Genomic DNA, 13,927 nt, shown 5'->3' with positions numbered 1-13,927 from the left:
GGTGTCGACGCTACAGGTGGAAATCCCCCGCCGCTTCCGGCTGGTACAGCACTTTGCGGATGCGCACGCGGCACGTGCGCTGCGACATGCGCCAGTGAAAGGCGTCGCCTTCCTTGAAGCCCAGGATGGCGGTGCCGACGTCGGAGAACACCGAGAGCTTGTCTTCGCTGCCGTCCGCGTCTTGGGGATAGACCAGGGCCACCTCCCTTTCTTCGTCGTCCAGCTGCAGCACGGCCCGGGAGTTCATCGTGACGACGTCTCGCGCCACTTGCTGCGGTTCGACGACGGTGGCGCGCTCCATCTCGTGCTCCAGTTCAAAAATCGCCGACGGGTGCTCGATCTCGACCAGGTCCCGCAGCCGGGCCTTGTCGAATTCGGTAATGGTGATCTCGGCGCGGGAATCCGAAGGGGTTTCGCGCAAGAGGCGCAGGTAGCGCTCCGACGTCATGGCGAACGACTGCAGGGAAGGCGTCTGGCTTTCCAGCTGGAAGCCGCAGTTCTGGAAGGCCTTCAACGAGCGCCCGTTCTCCGCGTGGATCTTGGCAATGAGCTTGTCGGCCCGCACGTCGAAGAAAGCGAGCTTCATGGCTTCGCGGATCGCGGTGGTGCCGAGCTTGCGGCCCCAGTTGTCGCGCTTGCCGATGACGAGCACCATTTCGCAGTCGCGCCCCGCCTTGACCAGGCGCACGAAACCCACGGGAACATCGTGGCGGTCGCAGGCCATGAAGAACCTGCCGCCCTGGTTGAACAGATGGGTCAGGATCGGCAGCTGGACACGGCCGATGACTTGCTCGATGAAGCGGGAGACGTTGCGCGAATCGCTCAGGTGGCGGGTGACGCTCTCGTCTTCCAGCCAGTCCATCAGCGTCAATGCGTTGGCCCGTGTGATCTCCGGGCAGAGAGAAATGAAAGGCGGGTTCATCTTCACCACGATTGGTTGCAAGGATGAAAGCCTTTCATGGCTTCGGCCATGACGGTTCTTTCAGGGGAAGCCGGGATTGTAGGCAGTTGCGCGAGCCTGGGTGAATTCAGGGTCATGGAGACGACCACGACACGGGTGATGTCTTGGCTTGTCGCTGAGCTGGGCAAGAGCACCTCGCTGACCGAGAAGGGTGAGGTCGTCACCGGCTTCGGCGATGCGGTCAACCGGCACGACATCCTCACCGGCTCGCGCCCCAACGGCACCCTGGCCGTGCCCGAGCCCGGCAAAGACACCACCTGCGGCAACTGGACCCGTAGCGAGGGCGGCTCGGCCATGGTGGGCCACCACGACCGCGCCGGCACCAACCCCGACCCGGTGGCCAACGCGTCGTGGAACTCGTCGCACGGCACGCGTGGGTGCAGTGTCGAGCAGTTGAAGATGAGCGGCAGTGCGGGGCTGAAGTACTGCTGAAGGGGACAGGTTACCTGGGGCGACCTTCATTGCCTCGTCAAGCGTTTGATGCTAAGGTCCTGCGTCCCCACGACTCCCTCACCCTCAGAGGCCGGTGAATGACATTGAAGCTGGTGGAGTTGCGATCGGTTGCCGCGATCGTCGCCTCGAATTTTTCCGTAACCAAGGCCGCTGCCACGCTGTTCGCCACCCAGCCCGGCCTCAGCCGCCACGTCGCCGATGTGGAAAAGGCGCTGGGTGTGGAAATCTTCGTGCGCAACAAGAACCGCTTTGTCGCGTTGTCCCCCGCAGGGCAGGCGCTGGTGCCCCTGATCGAGCAGTTGCTGGCACGTGTGAGCGATCTGCACACGGTGGCAGCACGCTATGTGTCCGGAGAATGCGGGCGCCTCTGCATCGCGACATCCCAAACGCACGCGCGCTACCTTTTGCCAAGCGTCATCGAGCGCTTCATCGCCGAGTTTCCTCTGGTCGAACTGCAGTTGCACCAAGGCAACCAGTCGCAGATCTCGGAATGGATAGCCAGCGGAGAGGCCGACATCTCCCTCTCGGTCCCCCTGGCGGATATTTCTGCGGACGTAGAGCTACGCAAGTTCGGCACGTTGGATCGGGTTTTGGTGGCCCCGGTGGACCACCCGATCCTTCAGAAGACGCCGGTATCGATCTCGGACATTGCCGCTCTGCCTCTGATCACCTACGACAAGCACTTCTTCGCGCATGACCAGATCATGAACACCTTCGACGCGCAGATGCTCAAGCCACGCATTGCGCTGACGACGCAGGACACCGACATCATGAAGACGTACGTGAAGTGCGGGCTGGGTATTGCCATCGTGGTACGGCCTGCCTTCAGCGAAGACGCCGACGAAGGCCTGGCCGCGATCGACGTCAGCCACCTGTTTCCGCCCGTCGAAATGTACTTGGGCCTGCGAAAGGACGTACTGCTCAGCCCGCATGCCAGAAGGTTCGTCGAACTGGTGGCACCCGCGGTACTGGATTAGGCAGAAGGCGGTCCCATCACAGCATGTGCAGTGCCTCGCCCACGTCACCGACGTCCGCAAGACGCCAGCAACGCTCCAGGATGCGGCGGGCGCGTTCCACACCCACGGCAGGAATGGTCTGCGCCAGGTACTTCGCCACGAGTTGTTCGTCAGACAACGGGTTTCCCGGTGAACCGAGGAACGGGCGGACACGAGAGATAGGCCGCAGCCCACTGCGAAGCGGTGCCGAGCACATCCAGGAAACCATTCTTCGCTTCGACCCAGGCGTCACTGCAGATGAAGCCCTGTGAGGCCAGCATCGCCGAGAAGATGCCGCCCTTGGCCGCATTGACGGGAATGAATGCGCTGCACATCGATGCATAGCTGGCGCGAAAGCCCCCCGCATGGCAGGCGCCGATGCCCATGGCGGACGCGCGTCTGCGCATAGGCCAGCATGGCCGCCACCGTGGGCGCGGAAGGGTGCGTGATCGACGGCAGATGCGTGTCGTCGAAGGCCAGCGCAGCGTCGAGCGGGCCCAGTCGCACGGGGTGGCCCAATACCGTGCAGGATCCTCTCTCGGCCAGTCCTGCCAGCATGGGCAGTGCGGTGGTCACGGCCGCGTGCCGTGCTCCTCCGTAGCAGCATCCGATCCAATTGATGAGCACCCGCGAAGCTTCATGCTGCACGGGCACAGGAAGCTGCTCCCAGCGCGACTGGTGCACGAACTCCGCGAGCGTGGATGCCACCGACATGCGCTTCTCCTTCAGGTCTTCCTCCGCCGCCGGGCGTTCGCGCTATTGCGGCGGGAAGTTTGCCTTGGTGATCACGGGATTCCAGAACGCGTGCTCTGCCCGCAGGAAATCCGAGAACCCTGAGGGCGTAGAACCCTCGGGACGAATGCCGAGAGCGACAAGTCTCTGGCGGATGCCTGGGTCCTTCAGGATCTCCGCAATATTTGTGGCCAGCGTCTGCACGACGGCCGGCGGCGTGCCCGCCTTCACGAAGAATCCATAGAAGATGATGGCCTGGTAGCCGGGATACCCCGACTCGGCAATGGAAGGCACGTCCGGCAGCAGGGCCGAGCGTTCCTTGCTGGTCACGCCGACCAGGCGGTACCGGCCCTTGCTCAGGTGCGCACGCAGCGTCGGCAGGGTATCGAAAGCCATGTCCAGCCGGCCTGCCAGCAGTTCGGACGTCATGTTGCCGGCCAGGCTGAAGGGAATCTGCCGGACGTTGATACCCGCAGCCTGCTCGAAGGACACCATCGCCAGGTGTGTCGTGGAGTATGAATAGACCGATCCATAGGTCATCTTTCCGGGTTCGGCCTTCGCACGTGCGACCAGTTCCTCGAGCGTGCCGATGTTCAGGTCGGCATTGACCGCGAGCGCCAGCGGCACCGTGACCGCCAGGCTGACCGGCATGAAGTCCCGTTCCATGTCGTACGACAGGTTGCGGTAAATGTAGCGATTGACCACCGCCACACCGCTGTACCCCACGAACATGGTGTGGCCATCGGCCGGCGACTGCAGGGCACTCTGCAGCCCGATGATGCCGTTGCCCCCGGGCTTGTTCTCGACCACCACCGGCTGGCCCAGCCGTTCTGCGAGTTTCTCGCCGATGGCGCGCGTTGCGATGTCGCCTGCCGTCCCCGCCGCTGCGGGAAACACGAGGCGCAGGGGCCTGGTGGGAAAACTCTGGGCGCGTGCCAGGCCAGGTGCAAGGTGTCCGCAGAGAACCACCATGCCCTGGGACAGCAGGGTGCGTCGATCGAATGTCATCGTTTGTCTCCTTTATGAAAAATGGAAGTTCGATCCATCAAGATGCCGGCGTGACGGGAGTGCACGCCGGCAGGGGTCCGTTGGGCAGCAGCAGGATCTTTCCACCCAGCGCCGCCGGCAGCTGGGCGAGGACATCGTCGATGTCCTCAAGGGCACAGGTACCACCCACGTCGTTGAAGCGCTCGCCGGCAAGCAGCCGCTGAGCCAGCGCGTCGTAGGTTTTTGACATGTCGATGGAGCGCATCACCTCCCCGCGGAGCCTGAGCCCGACACAAGTCAGTTCGCTGCCGATCAGCACGCCAACGGGTATCTGGCAGTCTTCCCCGCTGAGCATGCCGTAGGTGACCAGATGCGCACCCACACCCAGGCATGCGGCGATACGGCCTGTGGCGGCCCCGGCAATCGCATCGAGGCCGAGCCGGACCTTCGATCGGCCAACGACCTCCTCCATGCGCCGCAGCAGGTCCGGGCCATCCACCAAGACGAGGTCGCCACCTGCCCTCTCGACAGCGTCGGCTGCCGCCTTTGCCCGCACGACGTTGATCGTCTTGCAGCCAAGTTCCCTCGCGAACCGTATGACCAGTCTGCCGACGGCGGAATTCGCGGCGTTCTGAATGATCCAGTCGCCCGGCGTGAGGGCCCGGACATGGTGAAGCATCATCCAGGCCGTCCCCGGGTTGACCAAAAGCATCGCGAGCTGGGTGAGGTCCGCAGCCGCGGGAACCTTGTGCACGGCTGCAGCAGGTAGCACCCTGCGCTGCACCCAGTTGCCGGCGGTGAGCATGATCACAAGGTCGCCCGCCGCCAGACCGGCAACCTGCAACCCGACGCGGACGACGCGGCCGACGCCTTCGGCGCCCGGCTGGAAGGGCAGCGCCATGGGGTGAAAGTAACCACCGGACAGCCGCAGGACGTCGGAGGGGTTGATGGGACTCGCAAGGATCGCCACCTCCACCTCGCCCGGGCCGATCACGACGGGATCGGGAATGTCGACCACAGCGATCCAGCCGGGACGGCGCTCGAAGGAATTCAGTTGCACTGCTTTCATGGGGTCTGCATGGCTACGGCGGTTCGGTTCTCGAAAGGCGGTGTGGTGTGAACGGCGCGTTGGCGGTCGCTCGTGCCTAGGCGACGATGGGCATCGTGGCGTGCTCCATCCGCTTGTAGGGCGCCATGCCCAGGTTGTCGGTGACGGGATTGGCACCGCCCGTGTACAGCGCATTCCCGTCCACGTACGAAATGGCCAGCACAACACGGTCTTCCTCCTCCACGTTCGCCTGCGCGCGGTGCAGCGTCAGCCCCGCATGCATCGTGGCATCCCCGGCGACCAGCGGTGCGGCCGTGGTGCAACCCGAAACCAGGTTCCAGTCCTGTTCCCGCAACAGCTCCGACAGGTCCGATTCCCCCCCAAGCTGTGCGGTGGCGCCCAGAGGGCCGAGGTGATGCGAGCCGTTCAGGAAAGTCATGGCCCCCTTGGTCGCGGGGAGGTCGCTCAGGGTGATCCACACCGTCGTGAAGCCCCGCCTGTCGATCGGGATCTTGGGGAGATCCTGGTGCCAGATGGTCGGTCGACTACCCACCTTCTTCCCGGGCTTGATGAACACCCTGTCGCTCCAGAGCCGCGTACTGGACCAGCCAGTGACATCACCGACCAGCCGACCGATCCGCCGGCACAGGGCTTCGACTTCCGGATAGTCCGTCCACAGGCGGCGCAGCACGCGCATGGTCTTGTGGTACTCCGGCAAGGCTTGATCGGCTTGAACGCCGGTCTTGGGGACCGAGAAGCGGCCGCCACGGTCCGCCTCCTCGATCAACGCCCTGATGGTCGCGAGCTCGCCCGCACCGACCAGGTTCGGCAATTGAATCCAGCCCCTCTCGGCGTAGGTCGCTGCCAGATGCGCGTCCCGCGAGGTGTCACGTATAGGTGTCTCTGCGTGTGTGGTTGTCATGTGTCTGTAGGGGTGAAAGTGGAAGGAACCGCGGATCGGCGCAGGAAGGTCCATTGCGATGCCGCGCGAGAGATGAGGCCCGTAAACTTAAGCCGGGGGAACGCGTTGCTACATCTTCAGCATCTCCCCCGCCAACCTGCCGCCGTCGACGGTCACAACGCTGCCCGTACAGAAGGACGAATCCGGCGAGCACAGCCACAGGATGGGACTGATGATCTCGTCCATGGACCCGACCCTGTGCATGGGCGTGCGTTGCGCGATGGTCTCCTCGGCACGCTCCCCACCCAGGCGCATGCTCATCGGCGTGAGAAAGGAGCCGGGGCAAACGAGATTCACGCGCACGTTGCGGTTCGCGACTTCCAGAGCCGCGGACTTGGTCAATCCGACCAGCGCATGTTTGGTGGCAGCGTACGCAGACGCCTTCGCAACGCCCTTCATCGATGACGTTGAACCAATGTTGACGATCGAGCCCGCGCCCGCGCCCGCATCCAGCATGGCCGCGATCTGGTACTTCATGCAGTGGAATACGCCCGTCAGGTTCACCGCGACGGTGCGGGCCCATGCGTCGGCATCGCAGTCGATCAACGGCATTCGCGGACCTTCCACGCCTGCGCTGTTGACCGCATAGTCCAGCGCACCGAAGTCACGTACTGTGCGTGCGACCAGATCGCTGGCCTCGTCCGGGTTGCAGACATCGAGCTGGCAATGCGTGGCCTTGCCACCCCGGCTGCGGATCATGGATGCCGTCGCTTGCGCCCCCGCGCCGTCAAAGTCGGCGACAACAACGGTATGGCCACGCCCGGCCAGCGCCACAGCCGTCGCCTGGCCTACGCCCGATGCGCCCCCGGTGATGATGGTGATGGGATCGGTCATGGATTCTCGCAATGCCACAAGCACGTGGCCGAGGAAAAGAACCCAGCGGGGCGTCTGTTCGCCACGCCGGACAGGAAACGCAGGCGTGCTAGACCGCGTAGTTCAGCCGCAGACCCGCCCGCGGCCAGCGCGTGCGCAACAACATTCCGGTCGATGACTGCGTGATGAAGGCATCTTGCAGATCCGGACCGCCGAAGCAGATATTCGTCGTGTGCCGATCCGGCATGCCGACGGTCTGGGAAAAGCCATCCCGGGGGTCGATCACCGTGACGCATCCCTGGCCCACAGTGGCCACGCAGACCTTGCCGTTCGCTTCGAGTGCCAGCGAGTCGAACCGCTGGTATCCGCCCGCTCCGTAGACGAGCCGCCCACCATTGGGCGAAGGATGGGGCAATTGCATCAGCCGCCCCGGGCTCTCGATGTCCCAGGCCCACAGGCGCCCACCTTCCGTGTCTGCGACGTACAGCGTTCTCTCATCCGGGGACAGGCCCATGCCGTTGGGGCTTGTCATCCCGAAAACGAGTTCGGTGATGCTGCTTCCGTCCGCCCTGGCGTAGTAGACCCCGCCTCTTCCGCGGGTGCGGCGACCGATCTTGCCCAGGTCCGAGAAGTAAAAGCCCCCGTGCCGGTCGAACACGAGGTCGTTCGGGCCGGTCAGGGCATGTTCCCCGCAGCGGTCGTAGAGCGTGGTGACCTGGCCCGTCACCATGTCGACCCGCTCGATACGCCCGCCGGAATAGTCGTCCGACATGCCCATGGAGCGCACCGAACCGGGCTCACGGTGGAAGCGCGATCCCCCGTTGTTGCAGATGTACATGGCCCCGTCGGGGCCCAGCGCAGCGCCGTTCGGCGACCCGGTGAAGGTGGCGATCGTGGTGCACTGACCTGTCGGGCTGACTTCCGTGAGCCTGCGACCGGCAATCTCCACAACCACGACGGAACCATCCCGCCAGGCAACGGGCCCCTCTGGAAAGTCCAGCCGGTCCGTCACAGTCTCCAACTCGTAAACCTCGCCACTGTCTGTCGTCGCAATGTGGTGGGTTTTCATCGTGCCTCTCCATGCGCGTCTTGAACGGCGCCATCCAACAGCTCGGCGGCCAGCGCCGAGTACGCGTTGCCCAGAACCCGATAGTCGATCGAGCAAATGACGAACTCGGGCTCGAAGCGCCTCCAGCGCGCGAGGTCGGTACTGCCCTTCACATACACGCCCGTCGCGATGCCCTTCCTGCGCCCGATCGCCATGATCGACTCGACCGCGGCGAGCACTTCCGGGTGCTGGAGATCGCCCGGTCGGCCCAGGGAAGTCGCCAGATCTGCGGGGCCGGCCTGAACGGCATCCACCCGGCCCTTGTCGAGGGCATCTTCCAGATGGGCCAGCGATTCCACGTCTTCGACAAGAGCGATGCACAGAGCGTCCCGGTCCGCGGTGTTCGCGTAGGCGGCAAAGTCTGCCCTTCCGTAATGCGCCGCACGGGTTCCGGTGCAGGTCGGACGCACGCCTGCTGGCGGGTAGCGCAGCGTCAGGGCCGCTTCAATGCTCGCGTCGGCATCCTCCGCGAAATGGGGAAGCTGAATACCCGCAACACCTGCGTCCATGAGGCGGGAAATCGCTGACCTGTCATTCCATGGCACGCGCGCCACCACGGGAATCCCCATCGCGTGGCCCGCGCGAACGTGGTTCACGACATCGCCTATCGACAGGGTGGTGTGTTCCATGTCCACCTTGGCGAAGTCCCAGCCCGACAGGGCGAGTATCTCCACCACGGCGGGGTCGCTGGAGAAGACGTTCGTGCCCAGTGCGGGGCGTTGCCGGTCCAGCCTGTCTTTGAGCCGCTTGCGCATGTTGTTGTGCCTGTTTGTCTCTGTGATGGTCCGGTGTTTCCAGACCCGTGGCGCAATGTACGGGCGCACCTTTCGAGGCGCAAAGGATCATTTTTTATGCAACCATAAAGCGGCGTCATGGACCCAGGCCGAGGGATGAAAATGATCCCGGAATCCCCTGCTTATCCACGCATCACACCATCTGCTCTTGCGCACAATCCAGACATTGCCCTAGCTGCGCCCACGTTTCCGCTCCGCCCCGTCTGCTCCCATGCCTCTTGCGCCCCATCCCCTGCACGACGCGCACGCGCTCGTGATCGAAGGCAATCTCCAGTCCCGCTCCATCCTCGTCTCTCAACTGCGCGAACTCGGCGTGGGCACGGTCGTGCAATGCGCGCGCCTGTCCGAAGCGCGCTTGAAGCTGGAGATGGGCAGTTTCGACGTGGTCATCTGCGAGCAGCACTTCGAGCGCGAGTCCGGCTCCGGCCAGGACTTGCTCGACGACCTGCGCCGCAACCAGTTGCTGCCTTTTCACACGGTGTTCGTGATGATCACGGCCGAGGCCACCTACGCCAAGGTGGCGGAAGCGGCGGAGTCGGCGCTGGACGCCTACCTGCTCAAACCCCACACCGGCGCGCGCCTGGCCGAGCGCATCTTGCAGGCCCGGGCACGCAAGCACGCGCTGCAAGACATCTTCGCCGCCATCGACTCGCAGGAGTTCGAGCACGCCGCGGCGCTGTGCCAGGCGCGTTTCGAGTCGCGCAAACAGTATTGGCTGTACGCCGCGCGCATTGGCGCGGAACTGCTGCTGCGCAGCGAGCGGCATGCCGAGGCGCAGACCTTGTACGAAGCCGTCATCAACGCCAAGACCCTGCCCTGGGCGCGCCTGGGCGTGGCGCGTGCGCAGCTCGAAGGCGGCCATCCCAACAAGGCCGTGACCACGCTGGAGAGCCTGATCCGAGACGACGACGCCTATGCCGACGCGTACGACGTGATGGGGCGCGCGCAGTTCGAGCTGGGCAATTTCGACAACGCGCTCAACACCTACGCCATGGCCACGCGGCTCACGCCCTCTTCCATCAGCCGCCTGCTCAAGCACGGCATGCTGGCCTACTACACGGGCGAACGCGGCGAGGGCGTGGAGTTGCTGGACCGCGCCACGCGCCTGGGGCTCGATTCCAAGATGTACGACGCGCAGGCGCTGGTGCTGCTGGCGTTCGCGCGGCTGGACAACAACGATTCGCGCGGCCTGGCACGCACGGTGGACCAGCTCACGCGCCTGCGCGACCGCAGCCACAACCCGGCCCGGCCGCACCGCCTGCTCGCCATGGCCGAGAGCCTGCTCGCGCTGCAGCAGCAGAACACCACGCGCGCGCTCGATGAAGCGCGCCGCCTGGCCGACAACGTGCTCACACCCGATTTCGACGTGGAGTCGGCTTGCAACCTGCTCGCGCTCATGGGCCGGCTGGCCGCGCGCTCCGCGCCGCTGCCGGATGCCAACGGCGCGATCGACACGATGGCGCTGCGTTTTTGCACCAGCCGCGCCATGACGGAGTTGCTGGCCTGCGCGGCCGGCAACAGTCACGCCGAGCGCATCCGTGCGGGGCACAACCAGGTGCTGCACCTCACGCAAGAGGCCATGACGCACAGCCTCAAGGGCGACCCGCAAACCACGGTGGAGCAGCTGCTGGCCTCGGGCGAGCAGACGCGCAATGCGAAGCTGATCGAATCGGCGCGCCAGGTGTTGCAGCGCTACAGCGAACGTATGAGCAGCTTCCCTGAGTTGAATCAACGCGTGGAGGCTCTGCGCGATCTGTACCACACCACCATGGCGGCGACGCGCCTGGGCGAACACACCAGCGGCGCGCAAACGCCGCCGGGTGGGGTCTCGCTCTCGGGCGGGTACAAGCCGGCCAAGACGGAAGGCCTGCTCGCCGCTGCATGAGTCATTCGCGGAACAGGTGCAGCACCTGTTCGCGAAACCACCGGTTGTCCGGGTCGCTCTCGAAGCGATGGCTCCAGTGCAGGGACACGGTGAAGTCGCGGTCGGCGAACGGCGGCTGCACGGTCACGCAGCCGCCGTCCACGACGAAGCCGCGCGCGATGTTGCCGGGCATCACCACGCACAAGTCGGTCGCGCTGACGATGGAGGGCAGCACCATGAAGTGCTCGGTGGTCAGGCGCAGGCGGTCTTGCAGGCCGCTTTGCGCAAGGATGCGCAAGGTGTCGGCGTGGCTGCGCACGGCCACGAAATCGAGCTGGTGCAGGGCGCGCAGCAGTGCCACACCGCGCAGGCGCCGCAGGCTTTCGTGCATGGGATGGCCGGCGCGCATCAGCACCACGTAGCGGTCGCTCAGCAGTTCGGCGCGCTGCGTGTCTTTCACTTGAGGAAGAAAGCCGAAGGCGAAGTCGATCACGCCGCTGTCCAGCGCGTCGGCCAGGGCCTTGTGCGCCACCGGGCGGCTGGCCACGCGCACGCCGGGCGCGAGCTTGTGCAGGTGGGCCATGAGCTCGGGCAGGAAGCGGCCTTCGCCGATGTCGCTCATGTGCAACCGGAACAGCCGGCGCGAACTGCCGGGCTCGAAGCCGCGCGATTCGTTGAGCGCCTGCGAGATCGTGTCCAGCGCGTGCTGCACCGCGTCGGCCAGCGCCACGGCCTTGGGGCTGGGCTTCACACCGCCGGGCGAGCGCACGAAAAGCGGGTCTTTGATGAGCAGGCGCAGGCGCGTGAGCCCGTGGCTCACGGCGGGCTGGGTCAGGCCCAGTTGCTCGGCCGCGCGGCTCACGCTGCCAGCCGTGTACACCGCGTTGAAGAGGCGCAGCAGGTTCAGATCGATGTCTTTGATATGCATGAATCTAATATCGCTTAGTGATCTTATTTTATTGATGGACGGGCCCGAAGTGCCCATACTCCCGACAGCCGCCACCATCCCCCACGAACCCGGCGCGCAGGAGACAGGCCTTGGAAGTTTCATTCGGCAAGGAGATCGAATCTTTGCGGCTCGGCGACGGGCAGACGTTTCACGGCGAGGGCATCCTCGCCATCACCAAGGCCTTGCTGCAATCGGGCGTGTCCTACGTGGGCGGCTACCAGGGCGCGCCGGTCTCGCACCTGCTGGACGTGATGGTGCAGGCCAAGCCGTACATGGACGAACTCGGCGTGCACGTGGAAGCCTGTTCCAACGAGGCTTCGGCCGCGGCCATGCTGGGCGCGTCCATCCACTACCCGCTGCGCGGCGCGGTCACCTGGAAGTCCATCGTGGGCACCAACGTGGCGGCCGATGCCTTGTCCAACCTCTCCTCGCCCGGCGTGACCGGCGGCGTGCTGGTGGTGGTGGGCGAAGACTACGGCGAAGGCGCGAGCGTGATCCAGGAGCGCACGCACGCGTACGCGCTGAAGTCGAGCATGGTGCTGCTGGACCCCCGGCCCGATCTGGAGCGCATGGTGCACCTGGTGGAGCAAGGCTTCCGCCTCTCGGAGGCGTCGAACATGCCGGCGCTGATGGAGCTGCGCATCCGCGCCTGCCACGTGCGCGGCAGTTTCACGGCGAAGGACAACGTGAAGCCGGCGCTCTCGCGCCACAACCTGATCGAGGAGCCCGCCAGCTTCGACTACAACCGCCTGGCGCACCCGCCCGTGACCTTCCGCCATGAAAAACTCAAGAGCGACGAGCGCATTCCCGCCGCGCGGCGCTACATCGTGGAGAACGGGCTGAACGAACATTTCGACGGAAAGCACGCCGACCTCGGCCTGATCGTGCAGGGTGGCCTGTACAACACGCTGATCCGCGCGCTGCAGCAGTTCGGCCTGGCCGATGCCTTCGGCCAGACCGCCATTCCCCTGCTGGTGCTCAACGTCACCAGCCCGCTGGTGCCGCAACAGCTCACCGACTTCTGCGTGGGCAAGCGCGGCGTGCTGCTGCTGGAAGAAGGCCAGCCCGAGTACATCGAACAGGAACTCGCGACCCTGCTGCGCCGCGCCGACATCCAGACCCCGCTGCACGGCAAGGACATGCTGCCCAACGCCGGTGAGTACACCGCCGAGGTCATGGCCAATGGCCTGGCGAAGTTCATCGAGCGCTACCTGCAGGACGCCGACACAAAGGCCGTGGCCGACACCGCGCGCGCCTGGCTGCAGCGCAACCAGACCCGCCGCACCGAGGCGGCGCAGCACCTGCAGGCACCGCTGCCCGCGCGCCCGCCAGGCATGTGTGTGGGCTGCCCGGAGCGCCCGGTGTTCTCCGCGCTCAAGCTCGCGCAGCAGGACGTGGGGCCGGTGCACATCGCCGGCGACATCGGCTGCCACGCGCTGGCCACCTTCGAGCCGTTCTCGTTCGGCCACTCCATCCTGGGTTACGGCATGAGCCTGGCCAGCCGCGCGGGCGTGTCGCCGGTGATGAAGCGGCGCGTGCTCTCGGTGATGGGCGATGGTGGCTTCTGGCACAACGGCCTGCTCACCGGTGTGCAGAGCGCGCTGTTCAACGGCGACGACGCGGTGCTGCTGATCTTCAAGAACGGCTACACCTCGGCCACCGGCACACAAGACATCATCTCCACCCCCGGCGACGAGGCGAAAGACGCGGCCTCGAACAAGGCGCAGAGCCTGGCGCACACCAACCAGACCATCGAGACCACGCTCAAGGGCTTGGGCGTGCAATGGCTGCGCACCGTGCACACCTACGAAGTCGACACCGTGCGCGCCACGCTCACCGAAGCCTTCACCACCGAGTTCCAGGGCCTGAAGGTGATCGTGGCCGAGGGCGAGTGCCAGCTGGAACGCCAGCGCCGCATCAAGCCCTGGATCGCCAGCCTGCTCAAGCAAGGCGAGCGCGTGGTGCGCGTGAAGTACGGCGTGGACGAAGACGTGTGCAACGGCGACCACGCCTGCATCCGCCTCTCGGGCTGCCCCACGCTCACGCTCAAGGACAACCCGGACCCGCTCAAGGTCGACCCGGTGGCCACCGTCATCGACGGCTGCGTGGGCTGCGGCCTGTGCGGCGCGAATGCGCACGCGGCCACGCTGTGCCCTTCGTTCTACCGCGCCGAGGTGGTGCAGAACCCGCGCTGGCACGAGCGCCTGATCCATGCGCTGCGCTCGAGCTTCGTGCGCCTGCTGCAACCGGCCTGAAGCGAGC

General features: G+C 65.4%; 13 protein-coding genes and 1 pseudogene. 4 read left to right on the top strand and 10 right to left on the bottom strand.

Features of this window, described 5'->3' with window-relative positions; genetic code table 11:
* Positions 1-10: 10 nt before the first annotated feature.
* Positions 11-922, bottom strand: a complete 912-nt coding sequence (locus tag F9K07_RS09290; RefSeq protein WP_159591846.1) for a bifunctional GNAT family N-acetyltransferase/nucleoside diphosphate kinase regulator — start codon at positions 920-922, stop codon at positions 11-13.
* Positions 923-1,075: 153 nt separating this feature from the next.
* Between F9K07_RS09290 and F9K07_RS09285 the strand changes: the two are divergent.
* Both F9K07_RS09285 and F9K07_RS09280 read left to right on the top strand, forming a co-directional pair.
* Positions 1,076-1,393: pseudogene (locus F9K07_RS09285) on the top strand (hypothetical protein); the annotation flags it as partial.
* Positions 1,394-1,506: 113 nt separating this feature from the next.
* Complete coding sequence (locus F9K07_RS09280; protein ID WP_236581985.1) at positions 1,507-2,391, top strand: LysR substrate-binding domain-containing protein; 885 nt, start codon at positions 1,507-1,509, stop codon at positions 2,389-2,391.
* 16 nt (positions 2,392-2,407) lie between these two features.
* On the opposite strand, the gene F9K07_RS09275 is transcribed toward F9K07_RS09280, so the two are convergent.
* From F9K07_RS09275 to F9K07_RS09240, 8 genes are all read right to left on the bottom strand, one after another.
* Positions 2,408-2,548 (bottom strand): hypothetical protein, encoded by a 141-nt coding sequence (locus F9K07_RS09275; RefSeq protein WP_159591840.1) that lies wholly within the window; start codon positions 2,546-2,548, stop codon positions 2,408-2,410.
* A gap of 110 nt (positions 2,549-2,658) precedes the next feature.
* Entirely contained in the window at positions 2,659-3,123 is a 465-nt protein-coding gene (locus F9K07_RS09270) for an MmgE/PrpD family protein (protein WP_159591837.1), read from the bottom strand.
* 42 nt (positions 3,124-3,165) lie between these two features.
* Entirely contained in the window at positions 3,166-4,149 is a 984-nt protein-coding gene (locus tag F9K07_RS09265) for a Bug family tripartite tricarboxylate transporter substrate binding protein (RefSeq protein ID WP_159591834.1), read from the bottom strand.
* A 37-nt stretch (positions 4,150-4,186) separates the two neighbouring features.
* Positions 4,187-5,197, bottom strand: a complete 1,011-nt coding sequence (locus F9K07_RS09260; protein WP_159591831.1) for a zinc-dependent alcohol dehydrogenase family protein — start codon at positions 5,195-5,197, stop codon at positions 4,187-4,189.
* 76 nt (positions 5,198-5,273) lie between these two features.
* Positions 5,274-6,098, bottom strand: coding sequence for a phytanoyl-CoA dioxygenase family protein (locus tag F9K07_RS09255; RefSeq protein WP_159591828.1), 825 nt, complete (start codon positions 6,096-6,098; stop codon positions 5,274-5,276).
* A gap of 108 nt (positions 6,099-6,206) precedes the next feature.
* Entirely contained in the window at positions 6,207-6,971 is a 765-nt protein-coding gene (locus tag F9K07_RS09250; RefSeq protein ID WP_159591825.1) for an SDR family NAD(P)-dependent oxidoreductase, read from the bottom strand.
* An 88-nt stretch (positions 6,972-7,059) separates the two neighbouring features.
* On the bottom strand, positions 7,060-8,019 hold the full coding sequence (locus F9K07_RS09245; RefSeq protein WP_159591822.1) for an SMP-30/gluconolactonase/LRE family protein: 960 nt from the start codon (positions 8,017-8,019) through the stop codon (positions 7,060-7,062).
* The gene (locus tag F9K07_RS09240) at positions 8,016-8,813 is read right to left on the bottom strand and encodes an HpcH/HpaI aldolase family protein (protein WP_159591819.1); all 798 of its coding nucleotides are present in this window, start codon (positions 8,811-8,813) and stop codon (positions 8,016-8,018) included. The genes F9K07_RS09245 and F9K07_RS09240 overlap by 4 nt, the downstream gene beginning before the upstream one ends.
* Positions 8,814-9,063: 250 nt before the next feature.
* Here F9K07_RS09240 and F9K07_RS09235 point away from each other — a divergent pair, with 250 nt between their 5' ends.
* Positions 9,064-10,737: a response regulator gene (locus tag F9K07_RS09235; protein WP_159591816.1), complete on the top strand. Its 1,674-nt coding sequence runs from the start codon at positions 9,064-9,066 to the stop codon at positions 10,735-10,737.
* Between the two features lies 1 nt (position 10,738).
* Here the strand turns inward: F9K07_RS09235 and F9K07_RS09230 are convergent, their stop codons facing one another.
* Positions 10,739-11,644, bottom strand: a complete 906-nt coding sequence (locus F9K07_RS09230) for a LysR family transcriptional regulator (RefSeq protein WP_201451541.1) — start codon at positions 11,642-11,644, stop codon at positions 10,739-10,741.
* A 110-nt stretch (positions 11,645-11,754) separates the two neighbouring features.
* Here F9K07_RS09230 and F9K07_RS09225 point away from each other — a divergent pair, with 110 nt between their 5' ends.
* Entirely contained in the window at positions 11,755-13,920 is a 2,166-nt protein-coding gene (locus tag F9K07_RS09225; protein ID WP_159591812.1) for a thiamine pyrophosphate-dependent enzyme, read from the top strand.
* Positions 13,921-13,927: the final 7 nt, after the last annotated feature.

It is taken from the genome of Hydrogenophaga sp. BPS33, assembly GCF_009859475.1.
Classification (GTDB): domain Bacteria; phylum Pseudomonadota; class Gammaproteobacteria; order Burkholderiales; family Burkholderiaceae_C; genus Hydrogenophaga.
The sequence above is the reverse complement of the archived record's forward strand: the minus strand, read 5'-3'. Positions and strand labels throughout refer to the sequence as shown.

What these genes read in the sequence shown, in the direction of transcription:
- F9K07_RS09270 (WP_159591837.1), bottom strand. Translation starts at nt 3,123, where the DNA reads ATGTCGGTGGCATCCACGCTCGCGGAGTTCGTGCACCAGTCGCGCTGG.
- F9K07_RS09230 (WP_201451541.1), bottom strand. Translation starts at nt 11,644, where the DNA reads ATGCATATCAAAGACATCGATCTGAACCTGCTGCGCCTCTTCAACGCG.
- F9K07_RS09265 (WP_159591834.1), bottom strand. Translation starts at nt 4,149, where the DNA reads ATGACATTCGATCGACGCACCCTGCTGTCCCAGGGCATGGTGGTTCTC.
- F9K07_RS09255 (WP_159591828.1), bottom strand. Translation starts at nt 6,098, where the DNA reads ATGACAACCACACACGCAGAGACACCTATACGTGACACCTCGCGGGAC.
- F9K07_RS09250 (WP_159591825.1), bottom strand. Translation starts at nt 6,971, where the DNA reads ATGACCGATCCCATCACCATCATCACCGGGGGCGCATCGGGCGTAGGC.
- F9K07_RS09290 (WP_159591846.1), bottom strand. Translation starts at nt 922, where the DNA reads ATGAACCCGCCTTTCATTTCTCTCTGCCCGGAGATCACACGGGCCAAC.
- F9K07_RS09235 (WP_159591816.1), top strand. Translation starts at nt 9,064, where the DNA reads ATGCCTCTTGCGCCCCATCCCCTGCACGACGCGCACGCGCTCGTGATC.
- F9K07_RS09260 (WP_159591831.1), bottom strand. Translation starts at nt 5,197, where the DNA reads ATGAAAGCAGTGCAACTGAATTCCTTCGAGCGCCGTCCCGGCTGGATC.
- F9K07_RS09245 (WP_159591822.1), bottom strand. Translation starts at nt 8,019, where the DNA reads ATGAAAACCCACCACATTGCGACGACAGACAGTGGCGAGGTTTACGAG.
- F9K07_RS09240 (WP_159591819.1), bottom strand. Translation starts at nt 8,813, where the DNA reads ATGCGCAAGCGGCTCAAAGACAGGCTGGACCGGCAACGCCCCGCACTG.